24 protein-coding genes and 4 pseudogenes are annotated in these 26,714 nt (G+C 72.0%); 13 read left to right on the forward strand and 15 right to left on the reverse strand.

Annotated features, from left to right (window positions below):
• The 3 genes and pseudogenes from ACXJKL_RS00405 to ACXJKL_RS00415 form a co-directional block, all read right to left on the reverse strand.
• Positions 1–483 (reverse strand): annotated as a pseudogene (locus ACXJKL_RS00405) (phosphoesterase); the annotation flags it as partial.
• Between the two features lie 62 nt (positions 484–545).
• On the reverse strand, positions 546–1,880 hold the full coding sequence (locus ACXJKL_RS00410) for an ABC transporter permease (protein ID WP_457205067.1): 1,335 nt from the start codon (positions 1,878–1,880) through the stop codon (positions 546–548).
• Positions 1,881–1,912: 32 nt separating this feature from the next.
• The gene (locus tag ACXJKL_RS00415; protein ID WP_457205068.1) at positions 1,913–2,905 is read right to left on the reverse strand and encodes an ATP-binding cassette domain-containing protein; all 993 of its coding nucleotides are present in this window, start codon (positions 2,903–2,905) and stop codon (positions 1,913–1,915) included.
• Positions 2,906–3,241: 336 nt separating this feature from the next.
• Between ACXJKL_RS00415 and ACXJKL_RS00420 the strand changes: the two genes are divergently transcribed.
• Genes ACXJKL_RS00420 through ACXJKL_RS00430 form a run of 3 tightly spaced genes read left to right on the forward strand, consistent with a single transcriptional unit; the run spans position 3,242 to position 6,390 of the window.
• Positions 3,242–4,318, forward strand: a complete 1,077-nt coding sequence (locus ACXJKL_RS00420; RefSeq protein ID WP_457205069.1) for a glycosyltransferase family 4 protein — start codon at positions 3,242–3,244, stop codon at positions 4,316–4,318.
• Complete coding sequence (locus ACXJKL_RS00425) at positions 4,315–5,139, forward strand: SGNH/GDSL hydrolase family protein (RefSeq protein ID WP_457205070.1); 825 nt, start codon at positions 4,315–4,317, stop codon at positions 5,137–5,139. The genes ACXJKL_RS00420 and ACXJKL_RS00425 overlap by 4 nt, the downstream gene beginning before the upstream one ends.
• Before the next feature lie 51 nt (positions 5,140–5,190).
• Positions 5,191–6,390 (forward strand): glycosyltransferase, encoded by a 1,200-nt coding sequence (locus ACXJKL_RS00430; protein ID WP_457205071.1) that lies wholly within the window; start codon positions 5,191–5,193, stop codon positions 6,388–6,390.
• Positions 6,391–6,395: 5 nt separating this feature from the next.
• Here the strand turns inward: ACXJKL_RS00430 and mptB are convergent.
• Both mptB and ACXJKL_RS00440 read right to left on the reverse strand, forming a co-directional pair.
• Positions 6,396–7,751, reverse strand: a pseudogene (mptB, locus tag ACXJKL_RS00435) (polyprenol phosphomannose-dependent alpha 1,6 mannosyltransferase MptB); the annotation flags it as partial.
• Between the two features lie 76 nt (positions 7,752–7,827).
• On the reverse strand, positions 7,828–8,505 hold the full coding sequence (locus ACXJKL_RS00440) for a TetR/AcrR family transcriptional regulator (protein WP_457205072.1): 678 nt from the start codon (positions 8,503–8,505) through the stop codon (positions 7,828–7,830).
• Positions 8,506–8,772: 267 nt separating this feature from the next.
• Between ACXJKL_RS00440 and ACXJKL_RS00445 the strand changes: the two genes are divergently transcribed.
• Positions 8,773–10,113 (forward strand): MFS transporter, encoded by a 1,341-nt coding sequence (locus ACXJKL_RS00445; protein ID WP_457205073.1) that lies wholly within the window; start codon positions 8,773–8,775, stop codon positions 10,111–10,113.
• A gap of 30 nt (positions 10,114–10,143) precedes the next feature.
• Here the strand turns inward: ACXJKL_RS00445 and ACXJKL_RS00450 are convergent.
• A pseudogene (locus tag ACXJKL_RS00450) lies at positions 10,144–10,428 on the reverse strand (CHAD domain-containing protein); the annotation flags it as partial.
• A 193-nt stretch (positions 10,429–10,621) separates the two neighbouring features.
• Here ACXJKL_RS00450 and ACXJKL_RS00455 point away from each other — a divergent pair.
• A complete protein-coding gene (locus ACXJKL_RS00455) occupies positions 10,622–11,212 on the forward strand; it encodes a GNAT family N-acetyltransferase (protein ID WP_457205074.1) in 591 nt (196 codons plus the stop codon).
• A 44-nt stretch (positions 11,213–11,256) separates the two neighbouring features.
• Here ACXJKL_RS00455 and ACXJKL_RS00460 read toward each other — a convergent pair whose 3' ends face one another.
• Both ACXJKL_RS00460 and ACXJKL_RS00465 read right to left on the reverse strand, forming a co-directional pair.
• Positions 11,257–12,072: an ABC transporter permease gene (locus tag ACXJKL_RS00460; protein WP_457205075.1), complete on the reverse strand. Its 816-nt coding sequence runs from the start codon at positions 12,070–12,072 to the stop codon at positions 11,257–11,259.
• Positions 12,069–12,968, reverse strand: a complete 900-nt coding sequence (locus ACXJKL_RS00465; protein WP_457205076.1) for an ABC transporter ATP-binding protein — start codon at positions 12,966–12,968, stop codon at positions 12,069–12,071. Before ACXJKL_RS00465 ends, ACXJKL_RS00460 begins: the two co-directional genes overlap by 4 nt.
• A gap of 131 nt (positions 12,969–13,099) precedes the next feature.
• Here ACXJKL_RS00465 and ACXJKL_RS00470 point away from each other — a divergent pair, with 131 nt between their 5' ends.
• Together ACXJKL_RS00470 and ACXJKL_RS00475 are read left to right on the forward strand one after the other, a co-directional pair.
• Positions 13,100–14,242 carry a sensor histidine kinase gene (locus ACXJKL_RS00470; RefSeq protein ID WP_457205077.1) on the forward strand — a complete coding sequence of 381 codons (1,143 nt, stop codon included), beginning with the start codon at positions 13,100–13,102 and terminating at the stop codon, positions 14,240–14,242.
• The gene (locus ACXJKL_RS00475; RefSeq protein ID WP_457205078.1) at positions 14,239–14,895 is read left to right on the forward strand and encodes a response regulator; all 657 of its coding nucleotides are present in this window, start codon (positions 14,239–14,241) and stop codon (positions 14,893–14,895) included. The genes ACXJKL_RS00470 and ACXJKL_RS00475 overlap by 4 nt, the downstream gene beginning before the upstream one ends.
• Here ACXJKL_RS00475 and ACXJKL_RS00480 read toward each other — a convergent pair.
• Positions 14,868–16,148, reverse strand: a complete 1,281-nt coding sequence (locus ACXJKL_RS00480; RefSeq protein ID WP_457205079.1) for a multidrug effflux MFS transporter — start codon at positions 16,146–16,148, stop codon at positions 14,868–14,870. The two genes, ACXJKL_RS00475 and ACXJKL_RS00480, sit on opposite strands and share 28 nt — an antisense overlap.
• Positions 16,149–16,283: 135 nt before the next feature.
• Between ACXJKL_RS00480 and ACXJKL_RS00485 the strand changes: the two genes are divergently transcribed.
• The 3 genes from ACXJKL_RS00485 (at position 16,284) to ACXJKL_RS00495 (ending at position 18,140) form a co-directional block, all read left to right on the forward strand.
• Positions 16,284–17,171, forward strand: coding sequence for a helix-turn-helix transcriptional regulator (locus ACXJKL_RS00485; protein WP_457205080.1), 888 nt, complete (start codon positions 16,284–16,286; stop codon positions 17,169–17,171).
• Between the two features lie 60 nt (positions 17,172–17,231).
• Positions 17,232–17,627 (forward strand): (R)-mandelonitrile lyase, encoded by a 396-nt coding sequence (locus tag ACXJKL_RS00490; RefSeq protein ID WP_457205081.1) that lies wholly within the window; start codon positions 17,232–17,234, stop codon positions 17,625–17,627.
• Between the two features lie 159 nt (positions 17,628–17,786).
• Positions 17,787–18,140, forward strand: coding sequence for a cupin domain-containing protein (locus ACXJKL_RS00495; protein ID WP_457205082.1), 354 nt, complete (start codon positions 17,787–17,789; stop codon positions 18,138–18,140).
• A 26-nt stretch (positions 18,141–18,166) separates the two neighbouring features.
• Here the strand turns inward: ACXJKL_RS00495 and ACXJKL_RS00500 are convergent, their stop codons facing one another.
• The 3 genes from ACXJKL_RS00500 to ACXJKL_RS00510 all read right to left on the reverse strand — a co-directional run bounded on the left by ACXJKL_RS00500 (position 18,167) and on the right by ACXJKL_RS00510 (position 21,199).
• Entirely contained in the window at positions 18,167–18,910 is a 744-nt protein-coding gene (locus ACXJKL_RS00500) for a VWA domain-containing protein (protein ID WP_457205083.1), read from the reverse strand.
• A gap of 206 nt (positions 18,911–19,116) precedes the next feature.
• The gene (locus tag ACXJKL_RS00505; protein WP_457205084.1) at positions 19,117–20,034 is read right to left on the reverse strand and encodes an AAA family ATPase; all 918 of its coding nucleotides are present in this window, start codon (positions 20,032–20,034) and stop codon (positions 19,117–19,119) included.
• Between the two features lie 52 nt (positions 20,035–20,086).
• Positions 20,087–21,199, reverse strand: a complete 1,113-nt coding sequence (locus ACXJKL_RS00510; RefSeq protein ID WP_457205085.1) for an NDMA-dependent alcohol dehydrogenase — start codon at positions 21,197–21,199, stop codon at positions 20,087–20,089.
• A gap of 160 nt (positions 21,200–21,359) precedes the next feature.
• Here ACXJKL_RS00510 and ACXJKL_RS00515 point away from each other — a divergent pair, with 160 nt between their 5' ends.
• Positions 21,360–23,003 carry a sigma-54-dependent Fis family transcriptional regulator gene (locus tag ACXJKL_RS00515; protein WP_457205086.1) on the forward strand — a complete coding sequence of 548 codons (1,644 nt, stop codon included), beginning with the start codon at positions 21,360–21,362 and terminating at the stop codon, positions 23,001–23,003.
• A gap of 34 nt (positions 23,004–23,037) precedes the next feature.
• Positions 23,038–24,216: a cation:proton antiporter gene (locus ACXJKL_RS00520; RefSeq protein WP_457205087.1), complete on the forward strand. Its 1,179-nt coding sequence runs from the start codon at positions 23,038–23,040 to the stop codon at positions 24,214–24,216.
• Here ACXJKL_RS00520 and ACXJKL_RS00525 read toward each other — a convergent pair.
• Together ACXJKL_RS00525 and ACXJKL_RS00530 are read right to left on the reverse strand one after the other, a co-directional pair.
• Positions 24,182–24,973: a class II glutamine amidotransferase gene (locus tag ACXJKL_RS00525; protein ID WP_457205088.1), complete on the reverse strand. Its 792-nt coding sequence runs from the start codon at positions 24,971–24,973 to the stop codon at positions 24,182–24,184. The two genes, ACXJKL_RS00520 and ACXJKL_RS00525, sit on opposite strands and share 35 nt — an antisense overlap.
• 220 nt (positions 24,974–25,193) lie before the next feature.
• The gene (locus ACXJKL_RS00530) at positions 25,194–25,577 is read right to left on the reverse strand and encodes an AsnC family protein (protein ID WP_457205089.1); all 384 of its coding nucleotides are present in this window, start codon (positions 25,575–25,577) and stop codon (positions 25,194–25,196) included.
• Positions 25,578–25,764: 187 nt separating this feature from the next.
• On the opposite strand from ACXJKL_RS00530, the gene ACXJKL_RS00535 reads away from it, so the two are divergent.
• Entirely contained in the window at positions 25,765–26,385 is a 621-nt protein-coding gene (locus tag ACXJKL_RS00535) for an HAD-IA family hydrolase (protein WP_457205090.1), read from the forward strand.
• A gap of 4 nt (positions 26,386–26,389) precedes the next feature.
• Here the strand turns inward: ACXJKL_RS00535 and ACXJKL_RS00540 are convergent.
• Positions 26,390–26,714, reverse strand: a pseudogene (locus ACXJKL_RS00540) (acyl-phosphate glycerol 3-phosphate acyltransferase); the annotation flags it as partial.

Here is a 26,714-nt window from a genome sequence, read left to right on the forward strand (position 1 = left end):
GGCCAGGCCCGAGGTCAGCGCCCGGGCGCCGGCGACGTCGGGCAGGGCGACCCGGGTCGGACTGGCGAGACTGCCGTCGGCGCTGACCGTGAAGCGGGTCAGGCCGGTGGCGTTCGGCATCCAGAACGTCGTCCCGTCGGGGGAGTAGAGCGGGCTCTCCTGGCCGACGGTGTTGTCGGTGAGCCTGAGGTTGACGCCGGCGGCGCTGCCTGCCCGCCAGACGAGCTGGTAGGTCGAGAGGTCGAAGACCTGCAGCGAGACGCCGCGGTCGTTGGCGGTGGTGGCGAGGAAGCGGCCGTCGGGGCTCAGGGTCGAGCCCATGAACTTCCCGTACGGCGTGCTCACCCGGTCGCCGATCGGCTCGAGGACCTGGTTGGAGGAGATCTGCAGGCCGTCGGCGTACTCCGTGCCCACCTGGTTGTCGTCGAAGCCGAGCGTGGTGCCGTAGGCGACGCCGCCGGAGACCGCGAGGGCCCCGGCCACGAGGCCCACCTGAACCGTGCGAGAGAAGCGCCTGGGCTTCACCACGCGGTTGCGCGTGACATTCATCGTGATCCTTCCTGAGGGGTGTGCTCGAGCAGGTCGACCGTTCCGTCGAACTGCCAGAGCGGGTTGGGTGCGTCGCCGGACGGTGTCCGCACCTGGAAGAAGCCGTTGACCTCCTTGGGACCGTCGCCGTCGGCGACGAAGCGGCCCTCGGCGGCCACGTCGAGCTGGTAGATCGCCGTGCCGACGGCGCTGGAGCCGGGCAGCGTCCAGCTGACGACGCAGCGCCAGTCCGACCCCGGGCCGACGTCCTCGACCCGGTCGCCGGCCTTGTCACACGTCGCCGTCGCGCCGAGGTCGTTCTCGGTCACGGCAGGCCGGTGGAGCTGCYGGGTCTGGAGGACGTAGAGGTGGGAGAACGACGTCGCCAGCGCGGCCTCGAGCTTGGGCCGCTCGATCCCGGAGCCGCTCGCACCGGTCGTCGCAACGACCACCCCGGTGGTGAGCGCGACCAGACCCACGAGGGGGACGAGGCCGGCGACGACGAAGCGGCGGCCCGAGCCGTCGTACGCGAGGTCGGTGAAGTCGCGCCGCATGAAGAGCCGATAGGCGAGGTACGTCGCCAGCACCGCCCACGCGAGGCTCACCGCCATCCCGACCCACAGTGGGCCGAGCTGCCCGGGATCGGTGAGCAGGCCGCGGTAGCCCAGGAACGCGCTGACCGGCAGCGCCACACGCAGTGCGACGGGCACCGGCATCAGCGCCACGCCCTGCAGGACCAGCGCCAGCACCACCGGCAGCAGCAGGCCGAGCGGGGAGCGGCCCAGCGCGACCGAGCCGAGCAGTCCGACCGAGGCGAAGGCCAGCGTGGGCGGCACGATGCTCAGCCAAGACAGCGACACGATGCGCAGCAGGTCGCCGGGCTCCATCGGGTGGCCGTCGAGGCCGGGCAGCGGGTGGCTGCCGACGGTGAGCAGGCCGCCGACCATCGAGGAGGCCGCGAGCGCGGCGACCAGTACCAGGATCACGGTCAGTGCGGCCAGCGCCTTGGCGAGGAAGATCATCCGCGGCGAGCGCACGGCGACCAGCAGGTGCCGCCAGGTACCGAGCCGGTCCTCGACCGCGAAGACGTCGCCGGCCACGACCGCGGTGAGCAGCGGCAGCACGAGCGTGCCCATGAAGACGAGCACCGTGAGCGAGCCCGCCCAGCCGGACTGGTTCATCCAGCGGCCGTAGACCGCATCCGCCGGCAGCGACGTCTGGAGGCTGATGACAGCGGTGTAGACCGCCGGCGCGACCATGCAGGCGAGGAAGACCACGCGGAGCCGCCACTGGGCCAGCAGCTTGACCAGCTCGAAGCGATAGCCGCGGTGCAGCGGCACGGCCTCGGTCATCGGGGCAACCGCAACCGGGGCGGTCGACGCGGTCATGCGGCGGGCTCCCGGTCGATCTCCCGGTCGATCTCCCGGTCGGGCTCCTGGTCGACCTCGTCGTCGAGGTCGGCGCCGGTCAGGGCGAGGAACGCCGCCTCCAGCGGCGGGATGACGGGGCCGAGCTCGCGGATCGCGACACCCGCACCGACGAGCCGGGCGACCAGGTCGTCAAGGGCGGCCTCGGGGCCGCGAACGACGAGGGCGCGCCCGTCGGTGCGGCGATCGGCCACGATCCGCAGGCGGCTCGAGCCCTGGGCGAGACGTCGGGCTGCCGGCGGGTCGGAGGTGACGAGCTGGTAGTCGAGCTCGCCGCCCGCGGCGGCCAGCGTGCGGACCGGCCCGGTGAAGACGACCCGGCCCTGCGCGAGCAGCGTGACCTCGTCGCACAGCGAGGCGAGGTCGTCCATCCGGTGGCTGGAGAGGATCACCGTGCTGCCGGCGGCGGCGAGGTCGGTGAGCACCCGGTGCACCTGCCGCTTGCCGGCCGGGTCGAGGCCGTTGGCGGGCTCGTCGACGACCAGCAGCCGGGGTTCGCCGATCAGGGCGGCCGCGAGCCCGAGCCGCTGCCGCATGCCGAGGGAGAAGCCGCGGACGGGGTCGCCGGCGACGTCCAGCAGGCCGACCCGGTCGAGCAGGCCGTCGGCGTCGACGACCGCGCCCCGCGTGCCCGAGCGGAGCCGCGCCACGGTGGTGAGGTTGGCCCGGGCCGTCAGGGTCGGGTAGAGCCCGGGGCCGTCGACGAAGCCGCCGACGCCCGCAGGCACACCGGCACCGATCGGCGTACCCAGCACCTCCAGCGTGCCACCGTCGGGCCGCGCCAGGCCGAGGAGCAGGCCCAGCAGCGTGGTCTTGCCGGCGCCGTTGGGGCCGACGAGGCCATGGATGGTGCCGGCGGCGACGGCGACGGCGAGGTCGACTCCGTCGAGGGCGATGACGTCGCCGAAGGTCTTGACCAGGCAGCGAGCGCGCACAGCGGTCGATGACATGGGGAATCACTCTCCCGAGATGGAGGCCGAGAAGGGGCCCCGAGCGACCCCTGCGACGAGGAACCTAGGAGCGCTCTGTGGCGTGGGCGGCTCGGTTGGCCCAACGGCGGATGAACGGCAGTGTCTCGATCCGGCTCAGTCCCTGTGCCCGGGCTTCGTCACGTGTTGCCGGGTGTCGTCGGCGAGCTCGCGGAGGCCTCGCCGGGCCGTCGAAGCGTCCCCGACGGTTCAGCCGACGCGGCGACGCGCGTCGCCAGCGGTTCACCGTGGCTCATGAGCCTGATGTTCATGCGCGTTGCCATCGTGACCGAGTCATTCCTTCCCCAGGTGAACGGCGTGACCAACACCGTCCGCCATGTCATCGACCGGCTCCTGGACCGGGGCCACGAGGTGCTGGTGGTGGCGCCCGGACCCGGGCTGCCCGTCTACCGCTCGGTGCGGGTGGTGCGCGTGCGGTCCATCGCGATGCCGCGCCACCGCTCGTTCCCGGTCGGCCTTCCGGACGCCGCGGTCGAGCGGGCCCTGAGCGACTTCCGCCCGGACGTGGTGCACCTCGCGTCGCCCATCGCCCTGGGCGCCGTGGGCCTGCGGGCCGCGCGCCGCCTCGGCATCCCGACGGTGGCCGTCTACCAGACCGACATCGCGGGCTTCGCCCGCCAGTACGGTGTGCGGGCCGAGGGCGCGGTGGGACGGTGGGTCGGGCGCATCCACCGCCGGGCCGACCGGACCCTGGTTCCCTCCCGCGCGTCGTGGGAACAGCTGACGGCCCTCGGGGTGACCGACCTGCACCTGTGGGGGCGCGGCGTGGCCCTCGACCTGTTCGGGCCGCAGCACCGGGTGCCGGACCTCAACGCCCGGTGGACCCGGCGCGAGCCCGGAGCGATCGCCGTCGGCTACGTCGGCCGGYTCGCGCCCGAGAAGCAGGTCCGCCGGCTGGTGGAGGTGGCCGCCGTGCCCGGGACCCGGCTGGTGGTCGTGGGGGACGGGCCGTCGCGCGCGTCGCTCGAGCGGCAGCTCCCCGGCGCGGTGTTCACCGGCATGCTGCGCGGGCACGACCTGGCGCAGGTCTTCGCCAGCCTCGACCTCTTCGTCCACCCGGGCGAGTCCGAGACCTACTGCCAGACCGTCCAGGAGGCGCAGGCGAGCGGCGTGCCCGTGGTGGCCCCGGCCGCCGGTGGCCCGCTGGACCTCGTGGACAGCGGGCGCGACGGCCTCCTCTACGACCCTGTCGACCTCTCGTCGTTGCACGACACCGTGGCCCGGATGGTGGGCGACGTGGACCTGCGTCGGGCGCTGGCGTCCGCGGGCCTGGCGACCGTGGGCGAGCGCACCTGGAGCCGGGTGGTGGACGAGCTGATCGACATCCACTACCCGGCGGTGCAGGGGCCCGGCAGCTCGGTCCTGGCGGCGTGAGGAGCGTTCGAGCGCCGCTGGTCGCGGCGGTCACGGCGCTTGCCGCCACTACCGCCCTCCTTGCCGTCGCCCTCGTCAGCGTGCTGCGCCTGCAGGCGCGCGCTACCCGCCGGCTCATCGGCAAGCCGCTCGGAGAGAGCGCGCCGGTGGTCCGCGAGGTCTACAAGAAGAAGTACGGCGACCCGATCGACCTGCTGCTCCTCGGTGACTCGATCGCCGCCGGGCTGGGGGCCGCCAGCCCGGAGGAGACCCTCGGCGCCCAGCTGGCGAGGCGCCTGGCGAAGAAGACGCGCCGCACCGTGCGACTGCGCAGCGCCGCGCACGTCGGGTCGGAGACGTCGATGATCCGCGCGCAGCTGGCTGCGCTGCCCCCGGGCTACCGCGCCGACGTCGCGGTCATCGTCGTCGGCGGCAACGACGTCACCCACCGGGTGCGCCCGGCGGAGTCCGTGCGGCACCTGCACGAGGTGCTCGAGCCGCTGCGGGCGGTCGGCACCGAGGTCGTGGTGGGCACCTGCCCCGACCTGGGCGCCCTGGGGGCCGTGCCGCAGCCACTGCGGACGCTGGCCAGCCGCTCCTCGCGACAGCTGGCCGACGCCCAGCGGGAGCTGGTGACCGCGATGGGCGGCCACGCGGTCTCGCTGGCGCAGGTGGTCGGCCCGTTCTTCGTGTCGCAGCCCGACGACATGTTCTCCGTCGACCGGTTCCATCCCTCGGGCGCGGGGTACCGGCGTACGGCCAAGGCGATGCTGCCCAGCGTGCTCGCCGCGCTGGGACACCAGCACCCACTGCCCTCCGGCCACTACGCACCCGCACCCTGAGGGCCACCTGGCCCACCCCGCTCGTTCACCTCGCTGCGACACGGTCGCGCCATGCGGATCGCACAGCTCGCCAACTTCGTCGGCCCCGCCTCCGGAGGGATGAGGACCGCCCTCCAGGCGTTGGGGGAGGGGTACGTCGGGGCCGGTCACCGACGCCTCCTGGTCGTGCCGGGCCCGGTGGACGCCCGGACCACCACCCCACTGGGGGATGTCGTCCAGCTGCGCGCGCCTCGTGTCGGCGGCGGTTACCGGTTGATCGTCGAGCCCTGGCGGGTGATCGAGGTGCTCGAGGAGTGGGGTCCCACCTCGGTCGAGCTCAGCGACAAGCTGACCTTGATGCCGGTGACCAGGTGGGCTCGACGGCGCGGCGTGCGGTCGGTGCTCCTGTCCCACGAGCGCCTCGACGACATGCTGGCCATGCGTACCGGCCTGGACATGACCGCCAAGGTGTCGGTCGGGCTGCTCAACAGGCGACTGGTGCGCAGCGTGGACACCATCGTGGTGACCTCCCGCTACGCGGAGGACGAGTTCCGGCGGCTGGCCGCCGCCGCCGGGTGCCCGGTCGCGCGCGTGCCGCTCGGCGTCGACCTCGACACCTTCCGCCCGCACCGTCCCGCTCGTTCGCACCGTCGCGCCCCGGCCGGCGAGCTGCGGCTGGTGCACGCCGGCCGGCTGTCGCGGGAGAAGTCGCCGCACCTGGCCGTGGCCACCACCGTCGAGCTGCACGAGCGTGGCGTGCCGGTGCGGCTCGACGTCTACGGTGTCGGCCCTCATCAGGCCGAGCTGGTCGAGGCCGCAGGCCCGGCTCCGGTCCACTTCCACGGCTTCGTGGGCTCGCGGGCCGGCCTGAGCCGGCGGCTGGCGGCCGCGGACGTGGCCCTGAGCGTCTGTCCCGGGGAGACCTTCGGTCTCGCGGTGCTGGAGGCCCTCGCCTCGGGAACCCCCGTCGTCACCGCCGACCGGGGCGGCGCACGCGAGCTGGTCGACGCGACGTCGGGCGCCTGGGCGTCGCCGGACGCATCCTCGCTCGCCGACGCGGTCCTCGAGGTGGCTGACCGCCCGCTCGCCGCGCGACGCGCTGCCGCCAGGGCTCGGGCGGAGTGCTACCCGTGGTCGGCCACCGTGACGTCGATGCTCGACGTCCACGCCGGACCTGCGATGCCACGCAGCCGGTCGCGGGACCTCGGGGTGACGAGCAGCAGCACGGTCAGCGCGGCGGCAAGCATGGAGCCGATCACGATCGCCACGTAGGCGCCGTGCAGCGACGAGTCGAGGGGCGCGGCCATCCCGGCGACCACCGACACCGACACCAGCCCTGTCGTGGCGAGCCGGGTGAGCCGCAGGGCGCAGAGGAACGGGAGCACCCACAGGAAGTACCAGAGGTGGACGACGGGGCTCAGCAGCACCGTCGCGCCCATGACCACAGCCACCGCGTGGACCCCGCGCGAGGGCCGGCCGCTCGGGGCGGTGAGTGCCACACCGGTCGCGACGAGGAGGATCGCTGCCTGGGCGAGCAGGCGKACGCCACCGAGGAACCATCCGTCCGGGACGTCCAGCCCGCAGAGCCGGACCAGCAGGTCGAGCCAGCCGCCGACGACCGTGGGCAGCGACAACGGCGTGTTCACCGTGCCCGGGACGTCCAGGGCGCCGAGCCAGCCGACCCCGAGACCCGAGGACATGCCGGGCACCACCAGGGCGAGGATCGCGAGCGCGCCGACGTCGGCCAGGCGGCGTACGCGCTGGGCGACCGTCGCAGCGGCCGGCAGGGCCAGCAGCACGACGCCGACGCAGACCAGCCCACCGGGCAGCTTCACGGCCGCGGCGAGCCCGCCGAGCAGGGCGCCCCATGCCCAGCCGTGCTCCACCGTGGCGACCACCGCTGCAGCCATCAGCCCCACCATCAGCAGGTCGTTGTGGAGCCCGCCGACGCCGTTGGCGAGCATCAGCGGCGAGCAGAGCACGAGGGCCGATGCGAGCGCCGGGCTCCTTCCGCACCACTGGGCCATGCGCGGGACCGCCCAGGCGAGCAGCACCAGACCGACGAGCGCGACGACCCGGTGCCCCACCACGAGCACCCAGGGGTCGGTCGTCGCAGCCGCGAGGTGGCCGCCGAGGACGAGGGGCAGCGGTCCGTACGGCGCCGGTGTGCCCAGCCACCGTGGGTCGACCGCCTCCACGATCGGTCCCACCAGGACGCCGGGGCCGTGCTCGTAGGGGGAGATCCCGTAGTGGGCGAGCGTCCCCTGTGCCGCGTAGGACCAGCCGTCGCGGGAGAACAGCGGCGGGGCGAGCAGCAGGGGCGCGGACCAGGCAAGCGTGGCGTGCCGCACGAGAGCGAGCGCGCCCGCGCGGTCCGCGTCCTCCGTGTGGGCCACCAGCACGCAGAGCCGCAGCCAGGACGCGGCGAGGAGGCCGAGCCCCGTCACCACGACACCGAGCCCGGCCATGCGCCCGGCGGCGGCCCCGCGCACCGCGTCCAGCGCCTCCAGGGCGAGGAGCGGGGTGCTGGTCGGCAAGGTCGACACCACCAGGCCCCCGAGGAGGACGAGGACACTTCCCAGGACACCTCGAAGCAGCACGGTGCGCACGGTAGGCAGAGCCGACGACGGCATCGTGAACGTCGCGCCAACACGGCCGGTGGCGTGCGTGACGCCTGGCGAAGGCTCACGCCACGGTCAGGCCGGGCGCTCAGTCCTGCGTCGACCCCGGTCGCAGCGGGGCAAGGGTGACAGTGGGCCAACGCCCGCCCCCGCCGAGACCGCGGTCGATGCTGAGGAGGACCGTGGAGAGCGCGGCGTCCCGCTCACGGGTCTCGAGACCGCGAAGCGGCCCCTCGGTGTTGAGCACTGCGAAGCCGTGGACGACGGACCAGCAGGTCACGTCCGCGCCCGGCCGGTCGTCAGCGGCGAGGTAGCCCACCGCGACCAGGTCGTCCAGGGCTGCGTTGAGCATCGCGTAGGGGTCCTCCGGAGCCGCCTCCTCCGGAGCCGCCTCCTTCGGGGGCGCCTCGGGGTAGGCGGTGAAGAGGAGGCGGAACAGCCCGGGCTCAGCGAGGGCGAACTCGACGTACCCGGCGCCGATCTCGACCAATCGGCGCCGGGCCTGCATGACGGCGTCGGTCTCGGTGACGAGGGCCAGCCGGGCATGGATGGTCGAGACCAGGCTTTCCAGCGCGTGCTCGGCAACCACGTCGACGAGCTCGTCGCGATCGGCGAAGTGCCGGTACGTCGCGTTGTGCGAGACCCCGACCTGGCGGGCCAGCTCCCGCAGGGCGAGGCCCTCCGGACCGCGCTCTCGCACGGTGTCGACGGCGGCGTCGACGAGTGCCGCACGCAGGTTGCCGTGGTGATATCGAGTCGGGGCCACACTGCACCCTAATTGATGTTGACACCGGTAACACCCGCGGGGCACCCTGATGTTACCGCTGTCCACATCAACACAGGAGTTCACGCATGATCCGCAAGCCCGCGCTTCTCGCGACCGTCTGCCTGGCGGCGCTGACCATCAACCTCGACACCACGATCGTGAACGTGGCGCTTCCCACGCTGGCCACCGAGCTGGACGCCGGGACCCGCGACCTCCTCTGGGTCGTCGATGGCTACAACCTCGCCTTCGCCTCCCTCCGTCCTGGCCATGGGCAGCCTCAGCGACCGCTTCGGTCGCCGCCCCGCGCTCGTGACAGGTCTGGCGGCGTTCGCTGCCAGCAGCGGCCTCGCGGCCACGGTCGAGAGCGTCGAGGCCCTGGTCGCCCTGCGGGTGCTCATGGGCGTGAGCGCCGCGTTGGTCTTCCCCACCACGCTCTCCGTCATCGCCAACGCCTTCACCGACCGCCGCGAGAGGGCGACGGCCCTCGGCATCTGGGGTGCCGCCGTTGGGTTGGGAGTCGCTCTCGGTCCGGTGGCCGGAGGCTTCCTGCTCGAGCACTTCTCCTGGCACAGCGTGTTCTGGGCGCTGGTGCCGGTGGGCCTGGTGGCCATCGTGATGACCCTGGCCTTCGTCCCCGAGTCGCGCGACCCGAGTGTCCCGCCCCTGGACCTGAGAGGGCTGCTCGTCTCGGTGGCTGCCCTGGGAACGCTCACCTGGACGATCATCGAGGCGCCCGCGCACGGCTGGGCGAGTGCCGCCACCCTGACCGGGTTCGCCCTGGCCGGCGGGCTCGTCGTCGCGTTCATCGTCGTGGAGCGAGCCGCCTCCCACCCGATGCTCGACGTGACCCTGTTCCTCGACCGCCGATTCAGCGCCGCCTGCGCGGCCGTGACGATCTCCTTCTTCGCCTTGTTCGGGTTCATCTTCCTGATCACCCAGTTCTTCCAGTTCGTGCGTGACTACTCAGCGCTCCAGACCGGCGTGCGGATCCTGCCCGTGGCGATCTCGATCGCATTGGCATCGGTCGCCGGTGCCCAGCTGGCCCCTCGGGTCGGCACCAAGTCAGTGGTGGCGACCGGGCTCGCCCTCCTCGGCTCGTCGTTCCTGTGGGTCTCCACGATCGAGGTCGACGTCTCGTACGCCGCGACCATCGTTCCCCAGATGGTGCTGATGGGTCTGGGCCTCGGTCTCGTCACGACGCCGGCCACCGAGTCGATCATGCAGGTGCTGCCACCGGCTCGCGCCGGTGTGGGATCCGCGGTGAACGACGCGACGCGCGAGCTCGGCGGGACCCTGGGCGTCGCCGTCGTGGGGTCGCTGTTCTCGTCGCTGTACGGCGCCAGACTGGTCTCCCTCCTCGATGGCCGGCTGTCGCCGGACCTCATCGCCGATGCGCGGGAGTCGGTGGGCGTCGCCGACGCGCTCGCCCTGGAGGTTCCGACCGTCGCGGCTGCCCTGGACGACGCGTTCCTCACGGGACTGTCCACCGCGTGCGTCGTGGTGGGCGCCCTGTGCCTGGTGGGCGCAGTCATGGCGCTCCTCGCGCTGCCCGGCGAGCGGTACGACCCCCTGGAGGAGGGACGGCTGGTCCCGGCCGCGACCAGCTGAGCGTGCGGACCGCGGAAGGAGGGCCGGCACCTACCGGGTCCAGGCGCGTGTGACCTTCCGCTCGGCGGCGCGGAGGACTCGCGGGAAGTCCGCCCGGTCGACCGCTGACGCCGCGGTCTCCGCCTCGACCGCGTGGGTGACGCGCTTGGCCCGTCGTCCGAGCAGTGGTACCAGGGACTCCGCCACATAGCGCACCCTCTTGCTGGCCTTCCGGACCTCGGGCAGCTTGTCGCCGGCGGTGTCGCCACGGTGGTGCTTCTGCACCGCGCGTGCGGTCTCGAGGAAGCGGGACCACTCGGAGACGAGGAGCGTGTCGAGGACCCCACGTCGCGTTCCAAGGCTGAGGGTCCGCCACGGCGTGAAGTCACACTTCGACTACCAGGACAACATTCAGCTGAGATGAGGCTCCGATCAGTCAACGGCGGGCCGGTGGTGACCGCGTTCGCCGCTTGGCGGAGGTCGACCTTGGCGCCTTCGTGGTGTTGACCGCAGCTCTAGGGTGAACGGCGTGGCCACCGAGACGTCGTACACGATCGCCCCGCTCAGCATCGAGACCTGGCCGGCGTTCGACGCGATGGTCCAGCGGCACAACGGCATCTTCGGCGGCTGCTGGTGCATCTGGTTCCACCCCGACGGCCCCGAGCGCGGCAAGGGCGCCGAGGCCAACCGCGCGCTGAAGAAGGCCTACGTCGAGCAGGGCAAGGCGCACGCCGCGCTGGTGATGGACGGAGACGAGGCGATCGCGTGGGCGGAGTACGGCACGCCCGTGGAGCTGCCGACCCTCCACCACCGCAAGGAGTACGACGCCACCAAGTCCGTAGACCCCGACTACCGGATCACCTGTGTGTTCGTCGACAAGCGCCACCGGCGGCTGGGTGTGACCGAGCTGGCGATCACCGGCGCGCTCGACCTGATCGCGAAGGCGGGCGGCGGGCGGGTCGAGAGCTATCCGCACGACCTGACCGACCAGACCAAGAAGATGTCGTCGTCGTTCCTCTACAACGGCACCCGCCGCCTCTACGAGCGGTTGGGCTTCACCTACGACCGACCCAAGGGGCTCAAGAACTGCGTGATGGTGAGGACGGTCGAGCCCGCCTGACGCCGTTCGGTGCCGACTGGGCCGGCCAACCGTCCCACGCTCGACTACGTGACCTCGGAGCGACGCAGGAGGAGCAGCCCGACGACGAGGGGGATGACGATCCAGATCATCGTGGTCGAGCCGAGCATCGCCCACTCCTTGACGGTGTTCGTGGCGCCATCGAGGAGGGCCACCTGCGTGTAGTGCCAGTCGATCCACGGCTGCAGGTCCTCGAACCACGAACGCACCTGAACCAGGAGCGCGAAGATGCCGGGCATGACTAGTGAGGCAACGAAGTAGCCCACGATCGCGGCCGCAGGGTTGCGCAGCATGACACCGAGCGCGAAGCCGAAGGCCATGCCAACCAGGTTGTAGAGCACCAACTGGAGTGCCATGGACAACGAAATGTCCCACGCGGTGTCGACGCCTGCGAGTGCGGACCCGGCCACGTTGCCGAGGGCGCCCACCGCAAAGGCGACGGAGACGGCGCCGAGGCCCACCAGGAGGGTGGCGATCGCCTTGGCGCCGATCACGCGTTCGCGGATCGGCACCAGCGTGAACGTGGTGAGCCCGCTGCGCTGGCTCCACTCACCAGTGACGGCCAGGATCGCGATGATCGGCAGGATCACTGACATCGGGAACCCGCTCGCCCTCACGAAGTTCTGGTAGGTGACGTCGCTGTTGAGGCCGAAGACGAGGAGCGACCCGGCCGAGATGGGCGACAGCACGCCGATGCTGATGAGCATCCAGAATCCCGAGCGGGTGTTGAACATCTTGCGCAGCTCGACCTTGACGAGTCGGCCGGTCGGGATGGGACGGGTGGTCCGGCGGACCGGCGCAGCACCCGTGGTGATGACCGGGGGGATGGTCGTGGCGATCATGCCGCAACTCCTTCGCGTTGGGTGTCGGCGGTGAGCGAGAGGAACATCTCTTCGAGGCCGGCGCTCTCGGCGGACCGGAGCCCGGTGAGGGCGATGCCGGCGGCCAGGGCCACGGCCCCGACCCGAGCGGGGTCGGCGTCGGTGCGCACCGAGCCGTCGCTGGCGAGCGTGCTGGGGATCCCGGCCTGTTCGAGTGCGTGGGCGAGTTCGCGCGGTGACGTCGACCAGGCGAGCGTCCCGGTTGCCACGAGGAGCTCTTCCTTGGCACCGGACGCGACGATCTTTCCGTTGCCGATCACGACCAGGTCATCGGCGATGACCTCGACCTCATGGAGCAGGTGTGAGGACAACAGCACGGTGCCGCCCTGGCTCGCGAAGCCCGTCAGCAGGTCGCGCATCCACCGGATCCCGGCAGGGTCGAGCCCGTTGGCGGGCTCATCGAGGATCAGCACCCGGGGGTCCCCCAGCAGTGCGGTGCCGATACCCAGTCGCTGACGCATGCCGAGGGAGTAGTTGCGCACCCGGCGCTTGGCCTCCGAAGTTGTCAGGCTGACGAGCTCGAGCATCTCGTCGACACGGGAGCGGGACAGGCCCATGGTGTCGGCGGCGATCGTGAGGATCTCGCGCCCGGTGCGACCGGCGTGTTGGGCGGACGCGTCCAGGAGGACGCCCACCTCGAGGCCGGGATTGGGGAGGTCGGCGAACCGTTCTCCGTTGATGGTCGCGCTGCCGAACGTGGGGGCGGTCAGGCCGACCATGACGCGCATCGTGGTGGACTTGCCGGCGCCGTTCGGGCCGAGGAAGCCGGTGACGCGACCGGGCAGCGCGGTGAAGGAGACGTTGTCGACGGCGGTGAAGCCGGCGTACCTCCGGGTCAGTGACTCAACAGTGATCATGTGACAACCCTCGCCGCGTTGCGGCGCGCGCACATCGGCGTCGAGGCCCGAGCCTGCTCGGCCGTGGGGAGGAGCGGGGTCTCGTTCTTTCGGTCGGTCCCCGAGGCCGCGGCGGTCCCTAGGCTGGGTGTGTGATCACCCACGCACTGCGCTCGCTGTGGGCCGAGCCCCGCGCAGCCGACGCTCCCGAACGGGTGTCGCGCGATTGGGTGCTGGTCGGGGTGTTGATGGTGACGGCGCTGCTCGAGGGAGTCCTCCGAGGCGACGTCGCCTGGCGGCCGTTCGCGACGATCGTGGCGGTCGGACTCGCGCCGGTGCTGCTCTGGCGGCGTACCCACCCCTTGGCCTGTGTCGTGGTGGGCTTCGGCACCGCGATGGCGTTGGGACTGACGACCCTGGCAGGCGGACCTCCCAGTATCGGCCTCGACACGATGATCTATGTCCTGGTGCTCGTCTACGCGCTCGTCCGCTGGGGCTCAGGGCGCGAGATCGTGATCGGGCTGACGTGTGTGCTGGTCGCAGCAGTGATCGGCACGGTCGCCGACTACACCGGCCCTTCCGACTTCATTGGTGGGTTCGGCATCTTGACAGCCGCAGCAGCAGGCGGAGCGGCGTTCCGCTACCGCGCGGAGAGCTGGCGCCGGGCGTTGGACGAGATCCGCAGCCAGGAGCGGGTCGGCCTCGCGCGTGAGCTGCACGACATGGTCGCCCACCACGTCTCGGCGATCGCGGTGCAGGCGCAGGCGGGCCGGACGCTGGCCGGGCAGCGACCCGAGGCGGGGCTCGAGGCGCTGGCGGTCATCGAAGGGGAAGCATCGCGGACGCTGGCGGAGATGCGGGCGATGGTCMGGGTGCTGCGCGACGGAGCGCCGGCGGAGTACGCCCCCCAGCCCGGCGTTGCCGACCTGGTGTCCCTCGCCCGCCGCGACTCGGTCCCGGTCGTCGACGTGGAGCTGCCAGATGACCTGGACCAGCTTCCGCTCCAGGTCGACGCGGCGGTCTACCGGCTGGCGCAAGAGGCGCTGACCAATGCCCTGCGGCACGCCCGCAACGCCTCGCGTGTGGAGATCCGGGTCGTCGAGGGTGCAGGAAGGCTGCGGCTACGCGTGACCGACGACGGTCGGATCGACCCGGCGCGGCCGGCGAGCCCCGGCTTCGGGCTGCTGGGGATGACCGAGCGAGTGCAGCTGCTCGGCGGCACGTTCCGCGCCGGGCCCGCGCCCGGGGGCGGGTGGGCGGTCGACGCCGAGCTGCCGATGGAGGTACGCCGATGACGGTGCGCGTGCTGGTGGCCGACGACCAGGACCTGGTGCGTACCGGCCTGTCCATGATCCTCGACGCCCAGCCCGACATCGAGGTCGTCGGACAGGCCGCCGACGGCCACGCCGCGGTCGAGCTGGCGCGAGGGCTCCACCCCGACGTGTGCCTGGTCGACATCCGGATGCCCGGGCTCGACGGGATCGAGGTCACCGAGCTGCTCGCCGGGAGGAGCGTCCCGGACCCGATGGCGGTGGTGGTGATCACGACCTTCGACCTCGACGAGTACGTCCACGGCGCGCTCCGCGCCGGCGCCCGAGGCTTCCTGCTCAAGGACGCCGGGCCTGAGCTGCTCGTCCAGGCCGTGCATGCCGCCGCCGACGGCGATGCGCTGATCGCACCGAACGTCACCCGCCGGCTGCTGTCCACCCTGGCCGCACAGGCCCCGGCGGGACGGCGTACCCAACCGATCGAGCCGCTCACCGAACGCGAGGAGGAGGTGCTGGCGCTGGTCGCCCGCGGCCGCACGAACGCCGAGATCGCCGCCGACCTCTTCATCGGCCTCACGACCGCCAAGACCCACGTCGCGAGCCTGCTGACCAAGATCGGCGCCCGCAACCGGGTCGAGATCGCGATGTGGGCCTACGACACCGGCCGGGTGGGGGACTGACGCGCCGCCATGCGGAGCGCGGCGAGGGAGAGGACGACGAGGGTCAGGATGATGACCGCCATCGGGACGGCGGTCCGCTCGCCGCCGAGCCCGGCGAGGGGAGCGATGACGCCGGCCATGCACCACTGGAAGAAGCCCAGGACCGCTGAGCCCGTGCCGGAGTGCTCGGGCACCTCGGCGGAGGCGAGGGCCCCGGCGTTGGGGCCCACGAGCCCCTGCGCGCTCAGCAGCACGAAGAAGCCCACGAGCGCCACCCACAGAGGCATGTCGAGCCACATCGCGCCGACCAGCAGCAGGACGCCCGCGGCGCCGGTGGCGACGAGACCGACGGTGATGACGGTCCGGGTGCGCACCCGGTCCGCGAGCCGCGCCGCGACCAGGGTGGCGATGGTGAGGCCGACCGCGTTCGTGGCGAAGTCGATGGAGTACCGCAACGGTGACAGTCCGTTCATGGACTGCAGCACGAACGCCGAGGTGGCGACGTAGGCGARGGTCACGCCCATGGAGAACGCCATGACGACCAGGTGGCCGACGAAGCCCGGGTGCCCGAGCACGTGCCCCGCGGATCGACGCAGCTGCTGGAGCCCGCCGCCGTGACGCCGCTCGACGGCGAGCGACTCGGGCACGGTCAGCGCGACCGAGACCACCATCGCCACGGCCCAGACGGCGAGGAGCCAGAACGACACCCGCCACCCGGACAGCAGGAGCAGCAGCGCGCCCACCAGCGGTCCGACGATGGGAGCGACGCCGGCGATGCCCTGGACCAGGTTCAGGGAGCGGACCAGACGGGGCCCCGAGGTGAGGTCGACGACCACCGACCGGGCGATCACCATCGCCCACCCGCCACTGAAGCCCTGCACGAACCGGGCGGTCATCATCACGCCGATCGTCGGGCTGAGCGCGCACACGGCCGACGCGACGACCAGCACGACGATCGAGAACATCAACGGTCCGCGGCGGCCTCGCTGGTCGGAGACCGGTCCGCCGATGAGCTGGCCGAGTGCCATCCCCACGAAGAACGTGGTCAGGGTCAGCTGGACCCCGGTGGCGCCGGCGCCCAGGTCGTTGCCGACCAGCGGGAACGCGGGGACGTACATGTCGGTCGCGAGCGGAGCGATCATCGTCAGGAGCACGACGTTCGCCAGCACCACCCTGCCCAACCGGGCCGCACCCGCCGTCGACGTGCTGCGGCGCTCGGGCTGGGCGAACGCGATCAGGTCGTTGCGGGAGTACAGGCCGTCGTCGATCGTCACGGTGCTCGTTCCTCTTGTGGGTCTGTGGGGTGTCGACCTCCATGGAAGCCACCACGCGACGTGCGCGGAAGGTCGCGTTTGTGGGGGTACAAACGGCACCTGCCTGACCGGCGCGGCCCGACGTACCGTGAGTGCGTGGACCCCGACACCCGCCCCGGCGAACGCCCCGACAACCGCGAGGACATTCGCGAGTTCCTCGCGACCCGCCGTGCCCGCCTCACCCCCGCCGACGTGGGCCTCCCGACGGGCGGCCGCCGGCGCGTGCCGGGGCTGCGTCGGGAGGAGGTCGCCGTGCTGGCCGGAGTCAGCATCGAGTGGTACACCCGCCTGGAGAAGGGCCACATCACCGGTGTCTCCGAGGAGGTGCTCGACGCGGTCGCCGCCGCCCTGCGGCTCGACGAGGCCGAGCACGCCTACCTCTTCGACCTCGCGCGGGCCGCCCGACCGCCCAGACGGGGGCCGCGCCGTCGCAGGCCCGTCGAGGTACCCGACCGACTCCGGTGGATGCTCGACTCCCTGCAGGGTTCGGCCGCGATCGTGGCCAACGGTCGCTTGGACCTCCTCGCCGCCAACGACCTGGGCCGCGCCCTCTACTCCCCGGTGTACACCGACGAACCGGTGACACCGAACATCGCCCGGTTCCAGTTCCTCGATCCCGCAGCGGCCGACTACTACACCGACTGGGACGCCGCCGCCGACGTCACCGCCGCGCTGCTGCGCACCGAGGCCGGCCGCAACCCGCACGACAAGGGCCTGCGCGACCTCATCGGCGAGCTCTCCACGCTCAGCGAGGAGTTCCGCACGCGCTGGGCGACCCACAACGTCCGGTTGCACCATGCGGGGGCGAAGGAGTTCAACCATCCCGACGTCGGGCCCATGGAGCTGGCCTACCACTCGATGGACGTCTCAGCCCGGCGGGACCGCACCCTCGTCACGACCATCTACACCGCCGAACCCGGCACCGACTCCGCGGACCGCCTCAAGCTGCTCGCCATCTGGGCCGCCACCCACGCCCCCGTCTGACCGCGTGTCGAAGCGCGATCCCGTCCGGCTCGACCTCCCCGACACCAGGAGACCTGCACCATGAAGTACGTCCAGAGCGGCGGCTCCACCGCCACCGGCCCGGCCGACTGGTTCACCGGAACCGTCTACATCGACGGTGTCCAGAGTCCCGGCCCGGAGTCCGGCCTCAGCTGCGCCCACGTCCGGTTCACCCCCGGCGCCCGGACGGTCTGGCACACCCACCCCCGGGGCCAGACCCTCTACGTCACCGACGGCGTAGGCTACGTCGGCACTCGCGGCAACCCGATCCAGGAGATCCGCCCGGGCGACGTCGTGTTCATCGCGCCCGACGAGGAGCACTGGCACGGCGCCACCCCCGACCGCTTCATGTCCCACGTGGCGCTCAACGAAGCCGACGACCAGGGCACGGTCGTCACCTGGCTGGACCCCGTCACTGCCGAGGAGTACTCCGCCTGACACCACGTCCTGCTCGTGCTCGTCGTGAGGACTCCGACGTCTCCGGTGGGTAGCCCGTTGATGCCTTGTCCCCGCCACGGCCGCGGAGGATCGTGGGTCCGGTCCTGACCACCCGAAGCGGACCCACGAGAGGACCGAACCCACACGGAGGAGCAGCACATGACCGGCAAGCAGAACATCGACGCCCCGCACGAACGGCGCCCGTTCCAGGACCACGGCCACATGGACGTGGTCACTCTCGGCGGCTTCACCCTCGGACGCGGCGTCTTCGAGCCGGGCTGGCGCTGGTCCGTCGACGTCAAGCCCATCGCCGGCACCGACTCCTGCCAGGTCCACCACACCGGGTTCTGCATCTCGGGGCAGATGACCGTCACCTTCGACGACGGCGAGGAGCTCAGCATCGGCCCCGGCGACGTCATGGACCTCGACCCCGGTCACGACGCATGGACCGTGGGTGACGAGCCCTGCGTGATGATCGACACGGGGGTCGGCGCGTACGCCGCGCCCAGCTGACACCGACCTCCGCGCGGACCCACCGATCAGGTCCGGTCGTCGGCGAGCATCGCGTTGAGGGCGGCCGGCACGTCGAGCACCGAGCCGATCGCCGCGACCCGGGCCCCGGAGTCGCGGGCCAGGCGCCGGGCCTCGTCCTCGTCCTCGGCCGGGGCGAGGATCACCAGCTCGTCGAGGCCGCGCGCCGCGGGCGTCGCGTCGACCTCGTCGGTGACCCGGCAGTCAGAGAGCAGCAGCACGACGCGGCGCCGGGCCCGGGCACCGGCCAGCTGCACCTGCGCCTCGCGCAGCGCACCGGCGAGCCCGGTCGTCCCGTGGCCGCGCAGGGCGAGGATCCGCTCGACGGTGCKGGTCGGGGCGGCGGTCTCGGTGACCCGCTTCAGCAGCGTGGTGGTGGACGCGAAGGCGAGGACCGCGTGCTCCTGCGGCGCGTAGGTCAGGCAGGCCGCACCGGCGACGGCGGCCGTGGTGAGCCGAGCGCCGTTCATCGACCCGGAGTGGTCGATGACCAGGCAGAGCGCCAGGTCGGGACGGCTCCAGTCCGTCGCCGTCATGTCCTCCAGGGACGGCATCCGGGCCTCCGCCCGCGCGCCGACGATCGCGTCCATCGAGCGGTCCAGGTCCAGGTCCCCACCGCGGTGCGCGGGCACGGGTCGCGGTCGGGCGATCCCCCGGTTGCGGGGGATCCCGCGCCGGGTCTGGTCGAGGATGAGACGCGGCGCCAGGCGTCGTACGGCGCCGCGCAGCCCTTCGTCGGTAGCGTGCGACATCTCCACGAGCAGGGTCAGGGTGTCGTCCGGGTCGCTGCGCAGCCGGTCGTCGAGGGCCTCGAGGTCGAGCTCGCCGACCTCGGGGGACAGCTCGGCGAACGCCGGGTTCCTGGCCAGGTCCGAGCGGCCGGTGGTCCGTGGCGCGGAGCGGCGCTGGCGCGACGCGGGCCTGCCGGGTGGGGGAGTGCCCGCCCCGGGGGGCGGGCTCAGGGTTCCCCCGGCGACCCCTCGGTGCCCGGCTCGGCGTCCCGGTCCGGGTCGGCGTCGGGGTCCTCGGACGGCTCGGCACCGAACACGGCGACGTACAGCTCGGTGACCACCTGCTCCGGCGTCCGGTCACAGCCGTCCTGRAGGCGGATGCGTCCCGACAGGGAGGCCTTCGCCGCCGCCAGGCCGACGTGCCAGTCGTCGGTCGTGGTGCCCCGCAGGCGGCTCAGCTCGACCGAGAGCCGGGCGATGTCGATCGCGCCGCGCACCGACGACCCGAAGCGGATGTCCGGGTGGTCACGGGTGCTGCGGACCAGGTCGACGACCCGGGCCCGCCACGCCGGATCGAGGTCGCTGGTGCGCAGCCCGACGATCAGCTGCTCGGCCTCGGGGGTCTGGTAGTCCATGGAGATCCGGCACGTGCGGTCGTAGAGCGCACCCGAGACCCGAGCCGTCCCGACCGCGTCGAAGGGGTTCATCGCCGCCACGAGGGCGAACCCCGGTGCCGCGGCGACCCGCCCGAGGCGGGGGACCGTGATCTCGAGCTCCGACATCGCGCTCAGCAGGACGTTGAGGGTCTCCTCCGGGATCCGGTTCAGCTCCTCGACGTACAGCAGCCCGCCCGTGCGCAACGCCTCGAGCAGCGGGCCGTCCTCGAAGATCTCCGGCACGTAGCCCTTGGTCAGCACCAGGGCCGGGTCGAAGTGGCCGATCAGCCTGGCCGGCGTCAGCTCGGCGTTGCCCTCGACCATGACGAACGGGATCCGGCGACCCGTGGCGACCCGACGCAGCAGCGTCGACTTCCCGGTGCCCGGCGGTCCCTCCAGCAGCACGTGGGCGCCGCTGAGCAGGGCCGCCTCCAGCAGCTCGGCCTCGGCCGCCCGGTCGATGACCTCCGTGGGGACGTGCGGGGTCACGGCCCCCACGGAGGGCGTGCGCGTCACGAGTCCGGGTCCCCGGTCCGCCTCCTCAGTGGCTGTGCACGACGACGCCGCGCACGTTCTTGCCGGCGAGCAGGTCGTCGTACCCCTCGTTGACCTGGTCGAGGGTGTAGGTGCGCGTGATGATCTCGTCGAGCTTGAGGTCGCCGCTCTGGTAGAGCCCGAGGATCTTGGGGATGTCGGTGGTGGGGTTGCAGTCGCCGAAGAGGCTGCCCTTCACGGTCTTGCGGAACAGCGTCATGATCGTGCCCGGCAGCTCGATGTTCTGCTCCATGAGCTTGTTGAGGCCGGTGAGCACCACCACGCCACCCTTGCCGACCGCGTTGAAGCCGCCGGCGACGATCTCGGAGGTCATCAGCCCCGGGGTCAGGATGGCGGAGTCGGCCATCTGGCCGCGGGTCATGTCGGTGAGGGCCTCCATGGCATCGTCGGTGCTCGCGAAGCTGTGGGTCGCGCCGAGCTCCATCGCCTTCTCGCGCTTGTTCTCGAGGGGGTCGATGGCGAGGATGTTCTTGGCGCCGGCCATCCGGGCGCCCTGGACGGCGTTGATGCCGATGCCGCCGACGCCGACCACGAGCACGGTGTCGCCGGCCTTGACCGCGGCGGTGTTGACCGCCGCGCCCCACCCGGTCGGTACGCCGCAGCCGACGAGCACGGCCTTGTCGAGCGGCAGGTCGTCGTCGACCTTGACGCAGGAGTTCTGGTGGATGACGCCGTACTGGCTGAACGTGCCGAGCATGCACATCGCCCCGTACTCGCCGCGCGGACCGGTGATCGGGAACCGCTCTCCGGGCAGGTAGCCCTCGAGGATCGTGGCCCCCATGTCGCAGATCGACTGCTGGCCGCTCGCGCAGTAGCGACAGGTGCCGCAGTTGGGGATGAAGGAGCAGACCACGTGGTCGCCGACCTTGACCCGGGTCACGCCGGGGCCGACCTCCTGGATGATCCCGGCGCCCTCGTGGCCCAGGACCATCGGCAGCCGCGCCTCGAGGTCGCCGTGGGCGACGTGCACGTCGGAGTGGCACAGGCCGGCGTGGGTGTACTGGATGAGCACCTCACCCTCGCGGGGCTTGTCGAGCGTGAGCTCCTCGATCTCGATCGGCTTGCCGGCCTCGACGACGACTGCTGCCTGGGTCTTCATGTCTCTCCTCCGTGGATCGGGCTGGGGGGCTCCGGCCCACCGTGACAGCCCCGGTACGGCACGGATGTTCAGGAACTGGACACTTCCGTCCCTGTCACCCGGGGTTGTCACGCGGGGCATGATGTGACGTAGCCCACAGCGTCCAGGAGGTGGCCCTGCGGTGTCCGCACCCGAGTCCGCGGTCGACGAGGCCGGCGCACGCCCCGACATCGCGGCGTCCTGGCGCCGGGYGAGCCTGGCCGGCGTGGAGCGCACCGGTGCCTTCGACCGCCTGGTCCCCGGAGACATCGACCGCAAGAGCTCGCTCCTGATCGGAGCCGCGCCGGTGCTGGAAGAGCTCGAGGAGAGCCTGGCCGGCACCGGCTACTCCACGATCCTGGGGGACCGCGAGTGCCGGATCGTGCGGCGCTGGTTCGACGACCCGGTCACCCGCGACAGCTTCGATGCGCTCAACCTTCGCGAGGGTGCGAGCCTGCTCGAGGACAACATCGGCACCAACGGCTTGGGCACCGTCTTCGAGACGAGGCATCCCGTCGTGATCAACGGGGTCGAGCACTTCGCGGAGTCACTGCGCGGGTTCAGCTGCTACGGGCACCCGATCCGGCATCCCCTCACCCGGCGGATCGAGGGAGTCCTCGACATCTCGGCGACCGTGGCCACCGCCAGCCCGTTGCTGCCCCCGCTGATCGCGCGGGCCGTCCACGACATCGAGATGCGCTTGCTCGGCGGCAGCCGCGCCTCCGAGAAGAACCTCCTGGCGGCCTTCCAGGAGGCCTCGGGCCACGCCAAGCAGGCCGTCCTCGCCATCGGTGAGGACATCGTGATGTGCAACCAGGCCGCCTCCGACCTGCTGAGCCCCTCCGACGTCGCACTGCTCCGGGTGCTCGCCGAGGATCCGCCGGGCGGCGGGCAGAGCGTGCTCAGGTTGACCCTCGAGACGGGCCGGCCCTCCGACGTGACCGTCACCCGGGTGCCGGGGGCGCGACGGGGCGTGCTGCTCCGGGTCGTCGAGCGCGCGACCGGGCCCCATCTGACGCCGCGGGCGATCGTCACCTCGGTGACCGCCCGCGCGCCCGCACCGACCCTCGTGTGCGGGCCGCCGGGCACCGGCCGGACCACCCGGGCGCGTGAGATCGCGGTGCTGCCGGCCAAGGTCCTGCGTGCCGCGACCGCGCTGCTCGAGGGCGAGGCCGCCTGGGCCCGCGAGCTCCAGGACGCGATGGGGCGCTCCGGCGGCTCCGTCGTCGTCGACGGCATCGACCTCCTGCCCGACGAGCTCCTCGACCTCGTCCTCGACCACGTCGACCGACGTACCCGACCCCGGCTCGTGCTGACCTCGGGACCCGTCGAGGGCCTGACCGGTCGGGCCGCGACGCTGGCCGGGACCGCTCTCGTCCGCGAGGAGCTGGTGCCGCTGTCGTCGCGCCGGGCCGACATCGCGGACCTGGCCGCGTCGATGCTGAGCGAGCTGGGGGCCGACAGCTCGGTGCACCTGACGCCCGGGGCCCTGCACGCCCTGGCCGCGCAGGAGTGGCCCGGCAACCTGCGCGAGCTCAAGGTGGTCATGGCGCACGCCGCCGGGATCCGCAGCCGGGGTGGCATCGCGGTCGGCGACCTGCCGGCGCACTACCGGGTGACGAGCCCCGTGCGGCCGTTGGCCGCCCTCGACCGGGCCGAGCGGGACACCATCGTCAACGCCCTGCGCACCGCCGGAGGCAACAAGGTGCAGGCCGCCCGCGACCTCGGCGTCTCGCGCACCACCCTCTACGCCAGGATCCGGCAGCTGCGGATCACGACCTACTGAGGCGCTCGGATGCGCCGCGGCACCGGAGACGTGGATGGACACCCAGACCGCACTCGACACGCTGCTCGTGGTCGCGGTGGTCTCCGCGCTGGCCCCGTTCGTCGTGGCCCTCCTCGGTCGTGTCCGACTTCCCCAGGTGGTGGTGCTGATCGTCGGTGGCGTCGTCGTCGGCCCCGAGGTCCTGGGCTGGGCGGACCCCGCGAGCGTGGGACTGCTCGCGGACGTGGGGTTGGGCTTCCTCTTCCTCATGGCGGGATACGAGCTCGAGCTGGATCTGTTCACCCAGCACGTCGGCCGGCGCGCCGCCCTCGCCTGGTTCGTGTCCGCCGGGCTGGCGATCGCGGTGACCGGCCTCCTGGCCTACAGCGGCCTCGTCCATGCCTTCGTGCCGGTCGCGCTCGGCCTGACCACGACCGCGTTCGGTGCGCTGCTGCCGATCCTGCGGGACAACGACATGCTGGACGGACGGTTCGGGTCCTTCATCATGCCCGCGGGTGCGGTCGGGGAGTTCCTGCCGATCGTGGGGATCGCCGTCTTCCTCAGCGCCAACGGCAAGTTCCTGGGGCTGCTGTCGCTGGTGGTGATGCTGCTGGTGGCGCTGCTACTGACCGTCCTGCCCCGGCTCACGTTCCTGGGTCGCCTCGCGTCCGTCACCAGCCGGATGGAGCACTCGACCTCGCAGACGACGCTGCGCCTCACCGTCGCCCTGCTGTTCGCGCTGCTCGTCGTGGCGTCGGAGTTCGGCCTCGACGTCGTGCTGGGGGCCTTCCTCGCAGGGGTGGTCCTGCGGAGGTGGGCACCAGGGGACGTCGCCTCCCTCGAGACCAAGCTCGACGCGGTCGGGTACGGGTTCTTCATCCCGGTCTTCTTCGTGGCGTCGGGGATGAACCTCGACCTGGCGTCGATCGCGGAGGCGCCCCTGCGGCTCGTCGCCTTCTTCGTGCTGCTCCTGCTGGTGCGAGGTGTGCCCGCGATCTTCCTCTACCGCCGCGACCTCGACCTGAACCAGCGCCTGCAGATGATGCTGCTGACGGCAACCGCCCTGCCGCTGCTCGTGGCCCTGGCCGAGGTCGGACTCCGCACCGGTCACATGCTCCCGGAGAACGCAGCCGCGCTGGTGGGGGCGGGGGTGCTCTCCGTGATGGTCTTCCCCGGCCTGGCGGTCGCCCTCAACGCCGTCAGAGGTCGAGACGCTGGATCTCGAGCGAGGTGAGGTCGACCGCCGCCGCGGTGTCCTCGGGCACGGGGGTCCAGCCGTCCGGATCGATGCCGCTGGAGATGACGTGGACGGCGTCGACCGTGAGCCGGAAGTCCATCGTGAAGTAGTCGTCGGTGTGCCGGAGGGGGATCTGGTCGGCGGTGGCGAACAGGTCCTGCAGGCCCTCGACCGGTGCGGCGGCCCGGGAGTTGATGTGCACCCCGAACATGTGGGTGGGGGTGAGCAGCAGGGCGTTCAGGCTCGCGTGGGGGAAGTGGTCGACGAGCACGGTGAGCGCCTGTCGCAGTCCTGCGGCGTCGTCACCGCGGTCCGCGATGTTCTGCATCACGAACCGGAAGTACCGCTCGCTGTCGGTGGTGCCGCGCAGTGCCGCGCGCGAGCCGGGGGTGAGCAGGCCCTCGAGCTGGTCGACCGGTGAGATGTGTCCGTTGTGGGCGAAGGCGTACCCGCCCTCGACGAACGGGTGGGTGTTCTCCGGGGTCACCCGGAGTCCCGGCGTGGCCCAGCGGAGGTGCAGCATCCCGGCTCGCCCGAGCGGCTGCCGTGCCAGGCGCGGGTAGTCCGGATCGTCCGTCGCCGACGCGGCAGAGGTCGTGCAGCGGATCRCCTGGTCCGCGGGGTCCTGCCACGCCATGCCCCATCCGTCGCCGTGGACGGCGGTGAGTGCCGTGAACGAGGCGAACTCCTCCTCGCCCAGCACGTCGACGACCGACATCGGCTCTCGTGCGACGTAGCCGAGCAGGCGGCACATGGTCCGTGCGTCCCTTCTGGTCACTCCCGAGCGGCGGTGGGCCCCCCTCAGAGCATCCTCGCCCGCGGGGGTGAGGGCAACCGGCGGCCGCGACTCTCCCCTCGGCTTGCGAGACATCCGACGGTGCGTCAGGGTAGGCTTGACGCAGTCGTGGGTCGGGTTTCACGGGGGTGAGCCCGACCTACGACTGCCGTGCCGGTCTCGGTCTGGGTCCCGGGCCTCAGGCGGAGCTGCTGTTCTTGCGTACCTTGTTGCCGGCGAAGCGCTCCCAGGCCGCCTGGCGTGACACCCCGAGGGCCTGGCCGATCTCGGCCCAGGAGAGGTTGCGCTCGCGCGCCATCTGCACCCACTCGCCGAGGAATCCGTTGACCTGGGTCGCCGTGTCGGCGATCAGGGGGAGCTTGGCCAGGATCTCGGTGTCCGACATCTTGTCCCACGGGGGCCGCGAGATGGTCTCGAGCAGCTCCGGTGAGCTGAACTTGTGGTGGTAGAACTCCAGGCAGTCGACACACATCATGGCGCCGAGCCCGCCCGCGAACCTGGTCTCGGAGGTCCCCTTGAACCCGCAGAACGAGCACGACTTGTTGGCGGAGTCGAAGTCCATGCCGTGTCCTCTCGGTGGTCCGTGGTCCGTGGTCCGCGGGCCGTCCGACGCCGCGTGTGAGCCCGGGATCGCCAGCCTGGCGTCCAGCATGGCACAGCGGTGCGCCTCGTAGCCCGCGACGGCGGGTGTGATCTCGCCCGGCCCCGCACAGGTGTGGACCCGGTCGTCTCCGGGCAGGGTGATCCCCATGCAGACCAGGCGGGCGCCGATCGAGGCGGTGGTCCTCGACATCGGGGGAGTCCTCGAGGTCATCGACGACTCACTCTTCCCGGGCCCCTGGCCCGCGCGGCTGGGGCTGTCGGACGGGCAGTTCGCCGAGCGGCTCGACGGGCTGGTGGGTGACCCGATGGTCGGAGAGGTCACGTGGCCGGAGGTGCTCGACCACTGGCGCGGTCGCCTCGGGCTGACCCCGGCCCAGACCACCGCGCTCGAGGAGGACTACTGGCGTTGGTACGTCGGCACCCTGGACCGCGAGCTGTTCGACTGGTTCGTGGGACAACGGCGTCACCGCCTGACCGCGATCCTGTCCAACTCCAGCCCGGGCGCCCGCGAGCGGGAGCGGTGCCACGGCTTCGAGTCCGTCGTGGACGACCTCGTCTACTCCCACGAGGTGGGTCTGGCCAAGCCGGACCCGGCGGTCTACGCGCTGAGCGCCGAGCGGCTCGGCGTACGACCGGAGCGGGTCCTCTTCCTCGACGACACCGAGATCCGGGTGGACGGGGCGCGTGCGGCCGGCTGGCACGCCGTGCACCACGTGTCGACACCGCACTCGATCGCCGAGATGGAGCGGATCCTCGCCGGGTCCTAGTGGGTCAGCCCGCGCCGCCGGCGCCGGAGCCCTCGTTGCGCAGCCGTGGCTCCGTACGCTTCGCCGGGTGCAGGCCGCGCTTGTCGGCGTAGAAGGCCCGGATGAGGTCCATGTCGGCGGCCACGTCGCCGGTCGGCGTGAAGGTCGGGCCCGAGCCCACCGTGCGCGAGGGTCCGTCCATGAACGCCAACGTGATCGGGAGGCCGGTCTGCTGGGAGAGCCGGTAGAACCCGGACTTCCAGTGGTCGGTGCGACGACGGGTGCCCTCCGCGGCGATGGCGAGCAGGAACTCGTCGGAGGCCCCGATCTCCTCGATGAGCGCCCGGATG

The sequence above is a fragment of the Nocardioides sp. P5_C9_2 genome (assembly GCF_054049555.1).